The following is a 16,480-nucleotide window of genomic DNA, read 5'->3' as shown; positions in this document are numbered from 1 at the left end:
CACCCGTCGACGAAAGAATCTGGGTTTGTCCGCCCCCGCGCGGACAAACCCAGATTCTTTCTGCCCTCGCGCCGGGCTGTCCACAGTTCGGGAGACGGGGCTGACAGATCTGCTGGGGTTTCGGTAGTTTCTGGCCATGCGATTCGGGGGAATTGTTCTGGTCACGGCGTTGACCCTTGCCGCCTGCTCGTCCGATCCCGCTCCCCGCGAGCCCGGCCCCACACGATCGGCCTCGGCAGCACCGACATCCACCGCGACCCTTCCGACCATGCCGCCGCAGGCGTCCGAGGACTCCCCCGAGGGAGCCGCCGCCTTCGTCAAGCACTACGTCGACGTCTTCAACTACGCCGCCGCCACCGGCGACGTCGACGAGCTGTCCCGCCTCTCGTCCCCCGACTGCGAGGGCTGCCAGAAATACGCCTCGAAGTTCCGCGCGATCTACTCAGGCGGAGACCGAATTGCGGAGAAACTTTGGACGCTAAGCGATAGCGACCTCTTGATTAGCCGACATATGCGTGTGACAGCAGTGATCAATGTCAATAAGGGCCACGGACAAACTCAGCCCTACAAGTTCAACTTCGACCTGCCGAACGAAGCTCCCTTCGTCGTTGAGCAATTGACACTCGAGGAGACGTCGTGAAGATCTTGTCAAGCTTAGTGATCGGTTGCATCGTGTCCCTGATCGCTTTTCCTGCCTTCGCCGGCGTAGACGTCGACCCCTCGGACTTGAGTCCTGAGCTTTTCGTTCGAGTTGAGCGAGAGCAGTCGCCAACGTCGTCACCTCAAGCCCCCACCACCGCCAACCCCGTGGCATCGAAGAAGCCGACGTTCGATCCGATCGTGTCGTGCAGGACGGATGCGTCCCTCGGGATCTACGGGTGCAAGAACGTCGAGCCGGGGCCGGAGGCGGAGGCGGACGGGCCCGAGGTGACGCCCGGGGACATCCTGCGGGCCGTGCGCGAGATCGGGCTGCCGAGCCTGCGGCTCGAGGTGCAGCCCGATGCCGAGACGCTCGTGAACGTCGAGACCATCTTCTACACCGAGCCGCAGCCGTTCGAGCGCAGCGTCGAGCTGCTGGGCTTCGACGTCGACCTCGTCGCCGAGCCCGTCGGGTACCAGTGGGTGCACGGCGACGGCACGACCGCGACGACCACCGAACCGGGCCGCCCCTACCCCGCGATGGACGTCGTCCACCGCTACACCGTCCCGGCCGACGACGTCCGCGCCCGCGTCGACGTGACGTATCGCGTGCGGTTCCGGGTCGACGGCGGACCGTGGCAGACGATCGGCCAGACGCTGCTCGCCGCCGGCCCGCCCACGGCCCTCGACGTCGACGAAGCGGCCCCGGTGATGACCAGACCGTGAGTGCAAGAATGGCGACATGCCCATTGCAGAGCACATCGTCGACCTGATCGGCAACACCCCGCTGGTCAGGCTCAACTCCGTGACCACCGCTGGATCAGCCACGGTCGCCGCCAAGATCGAGTACCTCAACCCCGGCGGAAGCGCCAAGGACCGCATCGCCGTCAAGATGGTCGATGCCGCCGAGGCCTCCGGCGCCCTCAAGCCCGGCGGGACGATCGTCGAGCCGACGTCCGGCAACACCGGTGTCGGCCTCGCGCTGGTCGCCCAGCAGCGCGGCTACACGTGCATCTTCGTGTGCCCCGACAAGGTGAGCGCCGACAAGGTCAACACCATGAAGGCCTACGGCGCCCAGGTCGTCGTCTGCCCGACGGCCGTGCCGCCCGAGCACCCCGACAGCTACTACAACGTGTCCGACCGCCTCGTGCGCGAGACCGAGGGGGCCTGGAAGCCCGACCAGTACTCCAACCCCGCCGGCCCCGCGAGCCACTACGAGACGACGGGTCCCGAGATCTGGGAGGCCACCGACGGCAAGGTCACGCACTTCGTGGCCGGCGTCGGCACCGGTGGCACGATCACGGGCGTCGGCCGGTTCCTGAAGGAGAAGAACCCCGACATCAAGGTCATCGGCGCCGACCCGGAGGGATCGGTCTACTCCGGCGGCACGGGGCGCCCGTACCTCGTCGAGGGAGTCGGCGAGGACTTCTGGCCCAGCGCCTACGACCCGTCGATCCCCGACCAGATCATCGCGGTCTCGGACGCCGACTCGTTCGACATGACCCGCCGCCTCGCCCGCGAAGAGGGCCTGCTGGTCGGTGGCTCGTGCGGCATGGCGACCGTCGCGGCGCTACAGGTCGCAGCCGAGGCGGGGCCCGACGCCCTCGTCGTCGTGCTGCTGCCCGACGGCGGCCGCGGCTACCTGTCGAAGATCTTCAACGACGACTGGATGTCGTCGTACGGCTTCCTGCGCCAGCCCCTCGGCGGCAAGCCGCACGAGATGACGGTCGGCGACCTGCTGCACGGCAAGACCGGCGGCATGCCGGCGCTCGTGCACACCCACCCGTCCGAGACGATCCGCGACGCGATCGAGATCCTGCGCGAGTACAACGTCTCGCAGATGCCCGTCGTCGGTGCCGAACCGCCCGTCGTGATCGGCGAGGTCGCCGGCAGCGTCAACGAGCGGGCGCTCATCAGCGCCGTCTTCGAGGGCCGCGCGCAGCTGACCGACCCGGTGTCGCAGCACATGGAGCCCGCGCTCCCCCTGCTCGGCTCCGGCGAGAGCCTCGACGACGCGCTGAAGGCCCTGAGCGCCAGCGACGCCGTCATGGTCGTCGAGGACGGCAAGCCACTCGGCGTCCTGACCCGCCACGACCTGCTGGGAGTCCACGTATGAGCACCGACGAGCAGGGCTTCGCGACACGCGCGATCCACGCCGGCTACGAGCCGAACGCCGAGAACGGCGCGGTCAACGTGCCGATCTACGCCAGCTCGACCTTCGCCCAGGACGGCGTCGGCGGCATGCGCGGCGGCTACGAGTACGCCCGCACCGGCAACCCGACCCGCAAGGCCCTCGAGGCGAACCTCGCGTCGCTCGAGAACGGCACGTACGGACGCGGGTTCAGCTCCGGCATGGCCGCGACCGACTGCGCGCTGCGGTCGCTGCTGCGCCCCGGCGACCACCTCGTGATCCCCGACGACGCGTACGGCGGCACGTTCCGGCTGATCGACAAGGTCTTCAGCCAGTGGGGCATCACCTACACCGTGGCCGCCGTCAACGACCTGGACGCGATCCGCGCCGCGGTCACCGACGCGACCAAGGCGATCTGGATCGAGACCCCCACCAACCCGCTGCTCAACGTCGGCGACGTGTCGGCGATCGCCCAGATCGCCCGGGACGCCGGCGCGACGTTCGTAGTCGACAACACCTTCGCCTCGCCGTACCTGCAGCAGCCGCTGACGCTCGGCGCGGACGTCGTGCTGCACTCGACCACCAAGTACATCGGCGGGCACTCCGACGTCGTCGGCGGCGTGCTCGTCACGGACGACGAGGAGCTCGACGCGGCGTTCGCCTTCCTGCAGAACGGGTCGGGCGGCGTGCCCGGACCGTTCGACGCCTACCTGACGATGCGCGGCGCCAAGACGCTCGCCGTCCGCATGGACAAGCACTGCGACAACGCCGAGGCCGTCGTCGACTTCCTGCAGGGCCACCCCGCGATCGAGTCGGTGCTGTACCCGGGCCTGCCCGAGCACCCCAACCACGAGGTCGCGGCCCGTCAGATGAAGCGGTTCGGCGGCATGGTCTCGGTGCGTCTGAAGGACCAGCAGGCGGCCCTCGACTTCTGCGCCCGCACCGAGCTGTTCACGCTCGCCGAGAGCCTGGGCGGCATCGAGTCGCTGATCGAGCACCCGGGGGCGATGACCCACGCCTCGACGGCCGGGTCGCAGCTCGAGGTGCCGGACGACCTGGTGCGCCTGTCGGTGGGCATCGAGGACGTCGCCGACCTCGTCGGCGACCTCGAGCAGGCACTGCGCTGACGTCGCGGCTGGTCGGCGCCGGCCTGCTCGCGTGGGCCCTGCAGCCCCTGTACATCGCCGTCGAGGTGGTGGTGGGGCTGCGGGCCTCGGCCGACTACTCGTTCGCGGGCAGCACCGTCAGCGACCTCGGCAACACCGCGTGCCGCCAGGTGCGCGGCGACGTCCTGTGCTCGCCGTGGCACGCGGGCATGAACGTCGCCTTCGTGTGGTTCGGCTGCACCCTGCTCGTCGGCGCGCTGCTCATCGGGTCCCGCCTGCTCGAGGGGCGCTCGGGGACGGTTGCGGTCGTCGCGTGGTGCGTGTCGGGCGTCGGCTCGATCGGGGTCGGCCTGTTCCCCGTCAACGAGGACGCCGCGGCGCACGGGCTCGTCGCGCTGCCGATCTTCGTCGCGCAGCCCCTCGCGGTCGCGCTGATGGGCGTGAGCCTGCGCGGCACGCGCCCCCGCGCGTCGACCGCCGCGTTCGTGGTGGCCGCCGTCTCCCTGGTCGGGGCGATCGGCTTCGGCGTGACGGTCGGCAGCGACTCGGGTGCCATCGGCGCGCTCGAGCGGCTGGCCCTGTGGCCCGGCTACCTGTGGGTCTCGGCCTTCGCGATCGGCTCAGCCCTGGGAGGTCTGGTCGGGCCTCGCCGGCACGCACAGCACCGGACGTGACGACAGGTGCAGCAGCTTGTGCGGCGTCGACCCCAGCACCGCACCCTTGAGGGGGCTCTCGCCCCACGAGCCCACCACGACCACCCGGGCGTCGTGGGCGTCGGCCACGCGCAGCAGCGCGTCGGCCGGCTTGGCGTCGACGAGCTCGACGGACGTCGGCACGCCCGCCTCGTCGGCGGCCTCGACGGCCGCGGCCAGCGCCGTGCGTCCGGCCGCCTCGAGGGCGGCTCGGTGGCTGCGGTACTCCTCGCCGAGCCCGCCGGGAGCCCCGACCCCGTGGACGATGACGAGCGGCTCGCCGAAGGCGGCCGCCACCTCGATGGCCGCCTCGAGGGCGCGCGCCGCGCCGGGCGACTCGTCGTAGCCGAGCACCACTGCCATGTCAGGACTCCTTGCCGTGGACGAGGGCGGGATCGGCCACGCCGGGCCGCTCCTGCCAGAAGCGGGGCGCCACGATGCGCCACCAGAGCATGATGACGACTCCAGCCAGGGCGATGCCGATGCCGATGACGAGCGGCGGGCCCAGCCCGAACCACGACGTCTGGCTGTAGGAGTTGGCGGGGTCGGACAGGTCGCGCACCGAGGCGACCAGCAGCCACGCCAGCAGCAGCGCGCCGACCACGGGCGCGAGGCCGATCAGCACGAAGTTGCGGACGCTCTCGGTCAGGTGCCGGCGGTAGTAGACGGCGCACGCGATGCCGGTGAGCGCGTAGTAGAACGCGATCAGCAGCGACAGGGCCGACAGCGAGTCGAACAGGGCGTTCTCGCTGAGCTGGTTGACGACCAGGTACCAGGCGATCGCGATGCCGGCGACCCACCACGTGCTGACGTCGGGGGTGCGGAAGCGCGGGTGGACGTGCCCGAACGTCCGTGGCAGCGCTGCCCTCCGCGCCATCGACAGGGCGGTGCGGGACGCCGGGATGATCGTCGTCTGGGTCGACGCGATCGCCGACGTCGCGACGGCGAAGTACACGATCCAGTCCCACTGGCCCAGCACCTCGGTCGCCAGCAGCGGGAAGATGAACTCCTCCTCGTCGGCGTTGTCGACGAGGAACTGCGTGCCCGCGTAGGCGACGACCGCGAAGGCGACCGCGAGGTACGTCGCCAGCAGCACGACGGTCGACCAGATGGCCGCCAGGCCCGGCGCCGACGCGGCACCGCTGGTCTCCTCGGTCAGGTTGACCGCCGACTCCCAGCCCCAGTAGATGAACACGCCGAGCAGCAGGCCGGACGTCAGCGCCGCTCCCCCGACGTCGAACGGGTTGAGCCAGCCGAGGCTCGGCCTGATCGAGTCGAGCGAGCTCGTGTCGGCGTAGACGCGGTAGAACGCGACCGCGGCGAACACCAGCAGGAACACGACCTGCGCGAGGATCAGGACGTTCTGCAGCCTCGCCGACCCCTCGGTGCCCGCGACGCAGATCGCGGTCATGACGACGATCAGCAGCACCGCGAGGCCCTGCCGTATCCACGCCGTGTCGGCGGCGTCGTCGAGCCCGAATCCGCGCAGCGTGAAGCTGACGCCGACGTCGGCGAGCGATCCGACGACCAGCACGCCGGTCATCGTGATGGCCCAGCCGCCGAGCCAGCCGGCCCAGGGGCCCATGGCCCGGGTGACCCACGAGAACGTCGTGCCGCAGTCCTTGTCGACCTTGTTGAGGTAGTAGAACGCGGACGCGATGAACAGCATCGGCACAAACGAGGCGAGCATGACGCCCGGTGCGTGCACCCCGGCGACGACCACGAGCGGGCCGATCACGGCGGCGATCGAGTACGCCGGCGACGTCGCGTTCAGCCCGATGACCAGCGCGTCGACGAAGCCGATCGCATCGGCCCGCAGCTCCTCGCGCGGCTCCTCCTCCACCTCGGCCACCGGGTCTCCCTCCGCTCGTCCACCGGCACGGTGCCGTGGTGACACCCCATCGCACCGACGCCGTCCTGTCCACCGGACGGTCGGATCGGTGTGACGGACGGGCTGTCGGTCGTCCCGTCTAGGCTCCAGGCATGCGGATCCTGCACACCTCCGACTGGCACGTCGGGCGCACCTTCCACGGGCACTCGACGCTCGCCGCGCTCGACGAGGTCGTCGAGGCGATGGCCCGGGTCGTGCGCGAGCACGACGTCGACGTCGTCGTGGTCGCGGGCGACGTCTACGACTCCTCGACGCCGTCGGCGGACGCCGTCGACCTGCTGAACTCGATCCTGCTGCGCCTGCGCGACGCGGGCGCCACGGTCGTCCTGACCAGCGGCAACCACGACTCCCCCGCCCGCCTCGGCACGATGTCGGCGTTCGCCGCCGCGGCCGGCGTGCACGTCGTCACGAACCCCGCGCAGATCACGCAGCCGGTCACGCTGGACGACGAGCACGGGCCGGTGCACGTCTACGGCATCCCGTTCCTCGAGCCGGCCCGGCTGCGCCACGTCTGGTCCGACGCGCCCATGCGCTCGCAGAAGGACGTGCTCACCCGCGCGATGCAGCTCGTGCGCGCCGACCTGGCCGAGCGCGGTGGGCGCTCCGTCGTGCTGGCCCACACCTTCGTGCAGGGTGTCGAGGGCGAGTCGTGCGACTCCGAGCGCGACATCGTCGGCACGACGGTCGGCGGTGTCGACAAGGTGCCGGTGCCGGTCCTCGACGGTGTCGACTACGCCGCGCTGGGGCACATCCACGGTCGCGCCCAGCTGTCGCCGCACGTCCGCTACAGCGGTGCGCCCCTGCACTACTCGTTCTCCGAGGCGGGCAAGCCGCGCGGCGGCTGGCTCGTCGACCTCGACGCCGCGGGGCTCGCCGACGTCACGTGGGTCGACCTGCCCGTCCCCCGGCCGCTGTCGGTCGTCACCGGCACGATCGACGAGCTCCTGTCCGACGGATCGCTCGACGGCGTCACCGACCACTGGGTCAGCGCGGTGCTCACCGACCGGACGCGACCGATGGACGCCATGCGGCGGCTGCAGTCGCGGTTCCCGCACTGCGCGCACCTCGAGTTCCGGCCGAGCCGCGTCCACGACGACGGTGGCCGCAGCTACGCCGAGTTGGTGCGCGGCAAGTCCGACGACGAGCTCGTCGACACGTTCCTGACCAAGGTGCGCAACGGCGAGGGCTCGACCGAGCTCGAGGTCGACCTGGTGCGCGACGTCATCGCCGAGCACGAGGCGAGGTCGTCGGCGTGAAGATCCACCAGGTCACCATGACGGGGTTCGGTCCGTACCGGGGCACCGAGACGGTCGACTTCGACGCCTTCGACGACGACGGCATCTTCCTCATCACGGGACGCACGGGGGCCGGCAAGACCACGATCCTCGACGCCGTGACGTACGCGCTGTTCGGCAGCGTCCCCCGCTACGAGGGCGGCGCCGGCGAGAAGGTGCGCAGCGACCACATCGGCCCGACCGATCCGTGCCGCGTGGTCGTCGAGCTCAGCACCGCCGACGGTCGGTTCCGGGTGACCCGCAGCCCCGCGCACCTGCGCCCCAAGCAGCGCGGCTCCGGCACGACCACGGCCCCACCGACGTTCGAGCTGGCCCGGCAGGACGGCGACGAGTGGGAGGTCGTCGAGTCCAAGACCGGCAACGCCGAGGTGCGCATCGAGGAGATCGTGCGCCTGTCGGCCAAGCAGTTCCTGCAGGTCATCCTGCTGGCGCAGGGGCAGTTCCAGGAGTTCCTGGTCGCCACCAGCGACAAGCGGCGCGAGCTGCTGCGCATGCTGTTCGACACCCGCCGCTTCTCCGACTACAGCGAGGCGCTCGACGAGAGGGCACGCACGCTGGGCGAGCTCCTCGCCGTCTCGTCGGCGGCAATCGGCACCCACACCGCGTCGCTGGCCGGCGAGACGCAGCACGAGCTGCCCGACACCGTCGACACCGTCACGGGCGAGGGGGTCGGCGCGTGGGTCGACGAGGTCGTCGCGCGGCACGCCGAGACCGTCGACGACGCCGTGGCGCAGCGTCGGGCCACCGAGGCGGCGCTCGAGACCGCCCGCGCGGCGCACGATGAGGCGCGCACGCTGCGAGCCCGCCAGGACCGCCGTGCGGACGTGCTGCGACGCCAGGCCGATCTCGAGCTCGTCCGCCCCGAGATCGACGAGGCCCGCATCCGTCTGGCCGAGGCGCGACGCGCCGCCCACGTGTGGCACCGCATCGAGGCGGCCCGCGACGCCCTGCGCGCCGAGCAGGACGCCGAGCATCGGCACCGCACCGCCGACGAACGGTTCCGGGCGCTGCTGCCCGACGAGCCGACCGACGCCGACACGCTCTCGGCGTCGGTGCAGCGGTGGTCCGAGCTGCTGGGGTCGCTGCGCGAGAGCGCCGAGCGCGAGAAGGCGCTCGACGGCCTGCACCGGGCGGTGCTGGACGCCTCGACGGCGCTGGCGTCCTTCGACGAGCAGGTGACCGAGCAGACCGAAGCCCACGCGGCGCTGCGCGCCCGCCGCGACGAGGTCCGGGCGTCGGTGCCGGCCCTCGAGCAGCGCGCCGCCGGCACCGTCGCGGCGGAGCAGACGCTGACCGCCCTGCGCGGACGGCTCGAGGCCGCACGGTCCGCCGACCGCACGACCGTCCGGATCGAGCAGGCCGAACGACGTCGTCTCGACGCCGGGCGCGAGGTCACCCGGGCGTCCGCGCGGCGCGACGAGGTGCGCGCCCAGCAGCGCGCCGGGTTCGCCGGGGTGCTGGCGCAGGGTCTCGCGCCGGACGAGCACTGCCCCGTCTGCGGGTCGACGTCCCACCCGTCGCCGGCGGCACTCGCCGCCGACCACGTCGACGAGGGCGACGTCGACCGGGCCGAGGCCGACTTCGAGGTCGCGATGCGCGCCTCCTTCTCCGCCGACGGCGACCTCAAGGAGCTCGTCAACCGTCTGGCCACCGAGCGCGAGGCCGGCGGCGACGAGACGTCCGAGACGCTCACGGCCCTGGTCGGCGAGGCCGAGCTCGCCGCCCACGACGCCGCCGAGGCCGTCGCCGAGCTCCACCTGGCGCAGCAGTCGATCGAGCAGCTGACGACCGACGTCGACGCCCTGACCGAGCAGATCAGCTCCGCCCAGCAGCGTCGCGCGACGCTCGTCGCCGACGAGGCCGCGACGGCACGCAGCCGCGACGAGGCCGTCCGCTCGCTGACCGCCGCCCGCGGCGACCACGACTCGGTGGCCGGACGCCTCGCCGCCGTCACGGCCCACGTGCGCGCCGGTCGCGCCCTGATCGAGTCGACCGCGGCGCTCGCCGAGTCGGCCGAGCACATCGAGGCCGCCCACCAGCTGCTGGCCGCCGCGCTCGTCGAGCACGAGTTCGACGACGCGGCGACCGCCGAGGCCGCCCGCCTCTCGTCACGCGAGCAGTCCGACCTCGAGACCCGCCTCGCCGACCACGACGGCGAGGCTCGAGCGGTCGCCACGACCCTCGCGTCGGCCGACCTGCACGACCTTCCCGACGAGCCCGTCGATCTCCAGGGTCCGCGCGCCGACCTCACCGCCGCCGACGCCGCCGACAAGCAGGCGGTCGCCGCCGAGTCGACCGCTCGCCAGAGACTCGCGACGGTCGACCGCCTGGCGACGCAGATCCGCGAGGCGCTGGCGGCCGCCGGCGGCCTGCGCGACGAGCACGCGGTCGTGCACCGTCTCGCCAGCACCGTGCGCGGTCAGACGCCCAACACCATGAAGATGGCGCTCGAGACGTTCGCCCTGGCCGCCGAGCTCGAGGAGATCGTTCGCGCGGCGAACTCGCGACTCGTCGAGATGACCGGCGGCCGCTACGAGTTCCTCCACTCCGACGCGCTCGCCGGGCGAGGTGCCCAGTCGGGTCTGGCGCTCGACGTGCTCGACGCCTACACGGGCGAGACGCGCCCGCCGCAGTCGCTGTCGGGCGGCGAGAAGTTCCAGGCCTCCCTCGCCCTCGCGCTGGGGCTCGCCGAGGTGCTCACCAACCGGGCCGGCGGCATCCGCCTCGACACCCTGTTCATCGACGAGGGCTTCGGCTCGCTCGACGCCGACACCCTCGAGACGACCATGACCACGCTCGACAACCTGCGCGAGGGAGGCCGCACGATCGGCCTCATCAGCCACGTCGAGGCCATGAAGGAGTCGATCCCGGCGCAGCTGTTCGTCGATCGCACCGAGGGCGGCTGGAGCACCATCCGGACGTCCCGGCAGGGCTGACCGGGTTCGCGCGCGGCTGCCCCCGACCACTGGCACTATCGATCCATGAGTCACCTCGTGCTGCTGCTGGCCCACCCGCGGGTCGACAGCTACTGCCACGCCATCGCCGAGCGCATCGGCGAGCGACTGCTCGACCTGGGCCACGAGGTGCGGTCGCACGACCTCTACGCCGAGCTGTTCGACCCCATCATGCCGGCGCTCGAGTCGCACACCAGCGGACCGGCGATCGAGTCGACGCTCGCCCGCGAGGACGACCCCCTGGTCGCCCTGCACCGCGAGGAGCTGCGCCAGGCCGAGGGGCTCGTGGTCGTCCACCCCAACTGGTGGGGCATGCCGCCCGCGATCCTGACCGGCTGGATCAACCGGGTCGTCGTGCCGGGCGTCGCCTACCGGCTCGCCGAGGCGACGGGGCACCCCGAGCCGCTGGCGCCGGTGCAGCAGCTGTTCGTCGTCAACACGTCCGACACGACCGACGAGCGCGAGGCCACGCTCTACGGCGACCCGCTCGCCTCGATCTGGGGCCGGTGCGTCGCGCCGTACCTCGGCGGTCCGGAGGTCACCCGGCGCGTCCTGCGCCCCGTCACGGACGCGACACCGGAGCAGCGCGCCGACTGGCTCGACGAGGTCGACGCGCTGACGGTCGAGACGTTCGGTCGCACCTCCTAGTCTGGACGCCATGTCCCGTCCCGGCTTCCTGTCAGAGGTCTCCTGGCTCCAGGTGACCGTCAGCGCGCTCGCCGCCGTGACGGCGGCCTGGATCGCGTCGAGCCTCGGCGTCGCCGGCACCCTGATCGGCGCGGCGCTCGGCAGCTCGGTCGTGACGATCAGCTCGGCGTTCTACGGCCGGACGCTCGACAAGGGCAAGACGTTGATCGTGCAGACCGCGAGCGGGACGATCGTCCAGGCGCCCGTCGACGACGGCGACATCGGCGAGGCCTTCGAGAAGGTCGAGGAGGCCGAGGGCTCCCCCGTCACGGGTGCGCAGGTCGTCGACGACGCGGACGGCGAGGCACCCCGCCGCCTGCACTGGAAGACCATCGGCGCCACGACCGCGATCGTGCTCGCGATCTCGCTGGGAGCCATGGGCACGTACGAGCTCGTCACGGGCGAGTCGTACGGCGTCCGCGGCGACAATGCGCGCATCGGCAACCCCCTGGGCGGGTCGCACGACTCGAAGGGCGACGACCCCGCACCCGATGACAGCCCCACCCCCGAGCCGACCGCCTCCACGACGACGCCCGCTCCCCCGGCCACCACGCCGGCACCCGCACCGACGGCCACGACACCGGCGCCGAGCGAGACCACGCCGGCGCCCACCCCGACGCCGACCGCCACGACGCCGACGCCGACCGCGACCCCGACGCCCACGGCCACCCCCAAGCGCGCGGAATGACCGCGCCGGCCCCGCTGTTGAGGTGGGCACCCACCCCGAGAGGAGCGCACCACCCATGACGATCCGCTTCACCCCCAGCATCTCGGACGCCATGATCGAGTCGATGGACGTCTTCGACGCCTTCCGCACCGGCGAGGAGCTCGTCGCCGACCGCCACCCGCGCGACGCCGTCCGCGTCCTGCGCAAGGTCGTCGACGCCGAGCCGTCCAACGCCGCCGGGTGGGAGCTCCTGGGTCGCGCGCACTTCGCGGCCGCGCAGCTCGTGCCCGCCGAGCAGGCGTTCCGCCGCCTGGTCGACCTCGAGCCGACCAGCGCGTGGGCGCAGACCGCGCTCGGGCTGTCGCTCGACCGGCAGAGCCGGCACCGCGAGGGCGCCGTGCACCACCGCCTGGCCGCCGCGATGGGCGCCTCCCCGCACGATGCGACGCGCGTCGAGCTCGTCGACCGTCAGGCCGGCTGATCCCGCCCGCGCTCGAGTCGTTCGACCCCACGTGGGTGGCGGCGGCGGCAGCACTGCTGCTCGTCGTCCTGCCGCCCGCGTGGTCCGTGACGCGCCATCTCGTGACGCTCGTCCACGAGGCGGGGCACGCGCTCGTCGCGGTGCTGACGGGACGACGGCTCAACGGCATCCGCCTGCACACCGACACGTCCGGACTGACGGTCTCGAGCGGCAAGCCGCGCGGCCCCGGCATGATCGCCACGGCGGCGGCTGGCTACCTCGCACCGGCCGTGCTGGGCCTGCTGTCGATCGTGCTCGTCGAGGGCGGGCACACCCCCTGGGCGCTCTACGCCGGCCTGACGACGATGGCGCTGATGCTGGCCTTCATCCGCAACTGGTTCGGGCTGGTCGTCGTCGTGGTCGTGGGCGCCGCCGTCGCGCTGCTGATCTGGCGGGCACCCGCCGACGTCCAGGACCTCGCCGCCCTGACCTTCGCGTGGTTCCTGCTGATCGCGGCACCCCGCACGACGGTCGACCTGTGGTCGCACCGCCGACGGGCGCGCACCCGGACGACCGACGCCGACGTGCTGGCGCGCCTGACGTTCCTGCCCGCCCCCGTCTGGAACATCGTGTTCGTCGTGCTGACCGGTGCCTCGCTGGCCGGGGCGGTCCGGCTCGTCGGCGTGCCCTGATCGCCGCTCTGGTCTAATGGGGGCCAGATGTTCACCCTCGGCCACGAGCTGCCCGGCGCCCTCGGACGCACCGGCACGATCTCGACACCGCACGGACAGATCCGCACCCCGGCCTTCGTCCCGGTCGGCACGCGCGCGACCGTCAAGGCCGTCCTGCCCGAGCAGATGGCCGAGCTCGGCGCCCAGGCCCTGCTCGCGAACGCCTACCACCTGTACCTGCAGCCCGGTCCCGACATCGTCGACGAGGCCGGTGGGCTCGGCGCGTTCATGAACTGGCCCGGGCCGACGTTCACCGACTCGGGTGGCTTCCAGGTGCTGTCGCTGGGCGCCGGGTTCCAGAAGACGCTGTCGATGGCGTCGACGGGCGTCGAGGCCGACGACGTCATCGCCGAGGGCAAGAACCGGCTCGCGCACGTCGACGACGACGGCGTCACGTTCACGTCGCACCTCGACGGCTCGAAGCACCGCTTCACCCCCGAGGTGTCGATGCAGATCCAGCACCAGCTCGGCGCCGACATCCTGTTCGCCTTCGACGAGCTGACGACCCTGATGAACTCGTACGGCTACCAGGTCGAGTCGCTGGCGCGCACCCAGGCGTGGGCGCAGCGGTGCCTCGTCGAGCACCGCCGCCTGTCGGCCGAGCGCGCCGACAAGCCGGCCCAGGCGCTGTTCGGGGTCGTGCAGGGCGCCCAGCACGAGGACCTGCGGCGCCAGGCCGCCCGCGGGCTCGTCTCGCTCGAGGTCGACGGCGCGGGGTTCGACGGGTACGGCATCGGCGGCGCGATCGAGAAGGACAACCTCGGCACGATCGTGCGGTGGGTCGCCGAGGAGCTCGAGGTCGACAAGCCACGCCACCTGCTCGGCATCAGCGAGCCGGACGACCTGTTCACCGCGGTCGAGAACGGCTGCGACACGTTCGACTGTGTCTCGCCGTCGCGCGTGGCCCGCTCGTCGCGGGTGTACGCCATGACGGGTCGCTACAACCTGCTGGTGGCGGCGTCACGGCGCGACTTCGGCCCGATCGACGCCGACTGCGACTGCTACACGTGCGCGCACTACACCAAGGCGTACCTGCACCACCTGTTCAAGACCAAGGAGTACGTCGCCGCGACGCTCTGCACGATCCACAACGAGCGGTTCACGGTGCGCCTGGTCGACGACATGCGCGCCCACCTCGAGGCCGGCACGTTCGCGGACTTCAAGGCCGACTTCCTCGCGAGGTTCTACGCGAAGTAGGACGACTCGCGCCGCTTGAGCAGGCCGATGACGCCGACCGTGAGCGGGCTGACGACGACCTCGACGCCGACCTTGTAGACGAAGCCGATCACGGCGTAGTTCCAGAACTGGCCCACCGTCGTGATGCCGATGGCCGAGGCCGCGATCGCGCAGAAGATGAGCGTGTCGGCGGCCTCGCCGACACCGGTCGAGCCGATCAGGCGGGCCCACAGACCGCGCTCGGCCATGCGCTGCTTCATCTGCACCAGCACGAACGAGTTGAGCAGCTGCCCGACGACGTAGCCGCACAGGCTGGCCAGCACGATCTGCGGCACGAAGCCCAGCACCGCCTCGTAGGCGGCCTGGTTGGCGTAGAAGCCCGCGGCGGGCGCCTGCTCGACGACGTAGAACGTCACGGCCGCGAGGATCGCCATCGCGAAGCCCGTCAGGATCGCCCGCCGGGCCGCCCGGAACCCGTAGACCTCCGAGATCACGTCGCCGAGGATGTAGGCGAGCGGGAACAGGAACGCGCCCCCGTCGGTGATGACCGGCGAGACCTGGATCGACCCGATCGACCAGTCCCACGAGCCGAACTCGATCCCCTTCGTGGCGACGATGTTCGACACGACCAGCACGACGCAGAACACCGCGAGGATCACGTCGAAGTAGGACGAGCCGCGCGACGCGTAGTGGATCTCGGCATCGGGGCGCGGCGAGGTCGTTCGGGAGCTCATGGCCCACATCCTCCCACCGGCCGATCGGTGGGAGAATGAGGGCATGACGCAGCTCCCCGTCCACACCGACGTCCTGGTCGTCGGTGCCGGACCCGCCGGCTCGGCGGCCGCCGCCTGGACGTCCCGCCTCGGCCTCGACACCGTGCTGGCCGACGCCGCGACCTTCCCGCGCGACAAGACGTGCGGCGACGGACTCACGCCACGGGCGATCGCCGAGCTCGACCTGCTCGGCCTCGGCGACTGGGTGCGGGGCCACGGCACCAACCGTGGGCTCCGCGCGGCCGGCTTCGGCCAAGAGCTGCTGCTGCCCTGGCCCGGCGGTTCGCTGCCCGACCACGGTTCCGCGGTGCCCCGCACCGAGCTGGACGACCGCATCTTCCGCGTGGCCACCGAGGCCGGGGCGACCGCCTTCGAGGGTGCGCGCGCCGTCGACGCGGTCCGCGACCCGGCCGGTCGCGTGACGGGCGTCGTGTTCCACGTCGGCAAGGACCGGACGCCGCACACCGTCACGTGCGAGCGGCTGATCGTCGCCGACGGCGTCCGGTCACCGCTCGGCCGCGTGCTGGGCCGCGAGTGGCACCGCGAGACCGCGTACGGCGTGGCCGGTCGGTCGTACGTGAAGTCCGGTCGCAGCGACGACCCGTGGATCTCGTCGCACCTCGAGCTGCGCGGCGAGGGCGGCGAGCTGCTGCCCGGCTACGGGTGGATCTTCCCGCTCGGCAACGGCGAGGTGAACCTCGGCGTCGGGGCGCTGGCCACCGCGAAGCGTCCGGCCGAGATCCAGATCCGTCCGCTGATGGAGTACTACGCGACGCTGCGCCGCCAGGAGTGGGACCTCACGAGCGAGCTGCGCGCCCCCACGAGCGCGCTGCTGCCGATGGGCGGTGCCGTCTCGGGCGTCGCCGGGCCCAACTGGGTCGTCGTCGGCGATGCCGCCGGGTGCGTCAACCCGCTGAACGGCGAGGGCATCGACTACGGCATGGAGACCGGTCGCGAGGCCGCCGAGCTGATGCGCTCGCGCACCGACCTGGCCGAGGCGTGGCCCCAGCTGCTGACGAGCCGCTACGGCGAGGCGTTCTCGATCGCCCGGCGCCTGGCGGGCCTCATCACCGTCCCTCGCCTGCTGCCGACGGCCGGTCCCGTCGGCATGCGCTCGCACACGCTGATGACGTTCGCCCTGCGGGTCATGGGCAACCTCGTGACCGACGAGGACCGCGACCTGACGGCACGCCTCTGGCGCTGGGCCGGGCGGCAGTCGGTGCGGCTCGACGACCGTCCGCCCTTCACGTCCTGAGACACGAGGACGTCATCTCCGGC

General features: G+C 71.9%; 14 protein-coding genes and 2 pseudogenes. 13 read left to right on the top strand and 3 right to left on the bottom strand.

Annotation, left to right across the window (positions count from 1 at the left end; all coding sequences use genetic code 11):
- The first annotated feature begins 136 nt into the window (after positions 1–136).
- The 5 genes from ASD10_RS10580 (at position 137) to ASD10_RS10560 (ending at position 4,550) form a co-directional block, all read left to right on the top strand.
- Entirely contained in the window at positions 137–640 is a 504-nt protein-coding gene (locus ASD10_RS10580) for a DUF6318 family protein (RefSeq protein WP_157432547.1), read from the top strand.
- 287 nt (positions 641–927) lie between these two features.
- On the top strand, positions 928–1,365 hold the full coding sequence (locus tag ASD10_RS10575; protein WP_157432546.1) for a hypothetical protein: 438 nt from the start codon (positions 928–930) through the stop codon (positions 1,363–1,365).
- A gap of 16 nt (positions 1,366–1,381) precedes the next feature.
- On the top strand, positions 1,382–2,755 hold the full coding sequence (locus ASD10_RS10570; RefSeq protein WP_056608032.1) for a cystathionine beta-synthase: 1,374 nt from the start codon (positions 1,382–1,384) through the stop codon (positions 2,753–2,755).
- Positions 2,752–3,897 carry a cystathionine gamma-synthase gene (locus tag ASD10_RS10565; RefSeq protein ID WP_056608030.1) on the top strand — a complete coding sequence of 382 codons (1,146 nt, stop codon included), beginning with the start codon at positions 2,752–2,754 and terminating at the stop codon, positions 3,895–3,897. The genes ASD10_RS10570 and ASD10_RS10565 overlap by 4 nt, the downstream gene beginning before the upstream one ends.
- Positions 3,894–4,550 (top strand): DUF998 domain-containing protein, encoded by a 657-nt coding sequence (locus tag ASD10_RS10560; protein ID WP_082556295.1) that lies wholly within the window; start codon positions 3,894–3,896, stop codon positions 4,548–4,550. Before ASD10_RS10565 ends, ASD10_RS10560 begins: the two co-directional genes overlap by 4 nt.
- Here the strand turns inward: ASD10_RS10560 and ASD10_RS10555 are convergent.
- Both ASD10_RS10555 and ASD10_RS10550 read right to left on the bottom strand, forming a co-directional pair.
- A complete protein-coding gene (locus ASD10_RS10555) occupies positions 4,497–4,931 on the bottom strand; it encodes a universal stress protein (protein WP_056608026.1) in 435 nt (144 codons plus the stop codon). The genes ASD10_RS10560 and ASD10_RS10555 overlap by 54 nt on opposite strands.
- A gap of 1 nt (position 4,932) precedes the next feature.
- On the bottom strand, positions 4,933–6,420 hold the full coding sequence (locus ASD10_RS10550) for an APC family permease (protein ID WP_056608024.1): 1,488 nt from the start codon (positions 6,418–6,420) through the stop codon (positions 4,933–4,935).
- 131 nt (positions 6,421–6,551) lie between these two features.
- Between ASD10_RS10550 and ASD10_RS10545 the strand changes: the two genes are divergently transcribed.
- The 7 genes and pseudogenes from ASD10_RS10545 to tgt all read left to right on the top strand — a co-directional run.
- Complete coding sequence (locus tag ASD10_RS10545; RefSeq protein WP_056608022.1) at positions 6,552–7,715, top strand: exonuclease SbcCD subunit D; 1,164 nt, start codon at positions 6,552–6,554, stop codon at positions 7,713–7,715.
- Positions 7,712–10,690 carry an AAA family ATPase gene (locus ASD10_RS10540; RefSeq protein ID WP_056608020.1) on the top strand — a complete coding sequence of 993 codons (2,979 nt, stop codon included), beginning with the start codon at positions 7,712–7,714 and terminating at the stop codon, positions 10,688–10,690. Before ASD10_RS10545 ends, ASD10_RS10540 begins: the two co-directional genes overlap by 4 nt.
- A gap of 45 nt (positions 10,691–10,735) precedes the next feature.
- Entirely contained in the window at positions 10,736–11,356 is a 621-nt protein-coding gene (locus tag ASD10_RS10535) for an NAD(P)H-dependent oxidoreductase (RefSeq protein WP_056608018.1), read from the top strand.
- A 10-nt stretch (positions 11,357–11,366) separates the two neighbouring features.
- Entirely contained in the window at positions 11,367–12,083 is a 717-nt protein-coding gene (locus tag ASD10_RS18810) for a hypothetical protein (protein ID WP_056608016.1), read from the top strand.
- A 55-nt stretch (positions 12,084–12,138) separates the two neighbouring features.
- Positions 12,139–12,543, top strand: a complete 405-nt coding sequence (locus tag ASD10_RS10525) for a tetratricopeptide repeat protein (protein WP_056608013.1) — start codon at positions 12,139–12,141, stop codon at positions 12,541–12,543.
- Between the two features lie 35 nt (positions 12,544–12,578).
- A complete protein-coding gene (locus ASD10_RS10520) occupies positions 12,579–13,214 on the top strand; it encodes a M50 family metallopeptidase (protein WP_235501805.1) in 636 nt (211 codons plus the stop codon).
- A gap of 27 nt (positions 13,215–13,241) precedes the next feature.
- Positions 13,242–14,470: pseudogene (gene tgt, locus ASD10_RS10515) on the top strand (tRNA guanosine(34) transglycosylase Tgt); the annotation flags it as partial.
- A 27-nt stretch (positions 14,471–14,497) separates the two neighbouring features.
- Here tgt and ASD10_RS10510 read toward each other — a convergent pair.
- A pseudogene (locus ASD10_RS10510) lies at positions 14,498–15,163 on the bottom strand (queuosine precursor transporter); the annotation flags it as partial.
- A 43-nt stretch (positions 15,164–15,206) separates the two neighbouring features.
- On the opposite strand from ASD10_RS10510, the gene ASD10_RS10505 reads away from it, so the two are divergent.
- Positions 15,207–16,457, top strand: a complete 1,251-nt coding sequence (locus ASD10_RS10505) for a geranylgeranyl reductase family protein (protein ID WP_056608008.1) — start codon at positions 15,207–15,209, stop codon at positions 16,455–16,457.
- Positions 16,458–16,480 lie beyond the last annotated feature (23 nt).

It is taken from the genome of Aeromicrobium sp. Root472D3 (assembly GCF_001426485.1).
Lineage (GTDB): Bacteria > Actinomycetota > Actinomycetes > Propionibacteriales > Nocardioidaceae > Aeromicrobium.
This window is presented reverse-complemented; position numbering and strand designations above follow the sequence as displayed.

Bases quoted from the DNA above. Each gene is read 5' to 3' on its own strand.
- ASD10_RS10505 (WP_056608008.1), top strand. From the start codon at position 15,207: ATGACGCAGCTCCCCGTCCACACCGACGTCCTGGTCGTCGGTGCCGGA.
- ASD10_RS10525 (WP_056608013.1), top strand. From the start codon at position 12,139: ATGACGATCCGCTTCACCCCCAGCATCTCGGACGCCATGATCGAGTCG.
- ASD10_RS10555 (WP_056608026.1), bottom strand. From the start codon at position 4,931: ATGGCAGTGGTGCTCGGCTACGACGAGTCGCCCGGCGCGGCGCGCGCC.
- ASD10_RS10570 (WP_056608032.1), top strand. From the start codon at position 1,382: ATGCCCATTGCAGAGCACATCGTCGACCTGATCGGCAACACCCCGCTG.
- ASD10_RS18810 (WP_056608016.1), top strand. From the start codon at position 11,367: ATGTCCCGTCCCGGCTTCCTGTCAGAGGTCTCCTGGCTCCAGGTGACC.
- ASD10_RS10535 (WP_056608018.1), top strand. From the start codon at position 10,736: ATGAGTCACCTCGTGCTGCTGCTGGCCCACCCGCGGGTCGACAGCTAC.
- ASD10_RS10545 (WP_056608022.1), top strand. From the start codon at position 6,552: ATGCGGATCCTGCACACCTCCGACTGGCACGTCGGGCGCACCTTCCAC.
- ASD10_RS10580 (WP_157432547.1), top strand. From the start codon at position 137: ATGCGATTCGGGGGAATTGTTCTGGTCACGGCGTTGACCCTTGCCGCC.
- ASD10_RS10565 (WP_056608030.1), top strand. From the start codon at position 2,752: ATGAGCACCGACGAGCAGGGCTTCGCGACACGCGCGATCCACGCCGGC.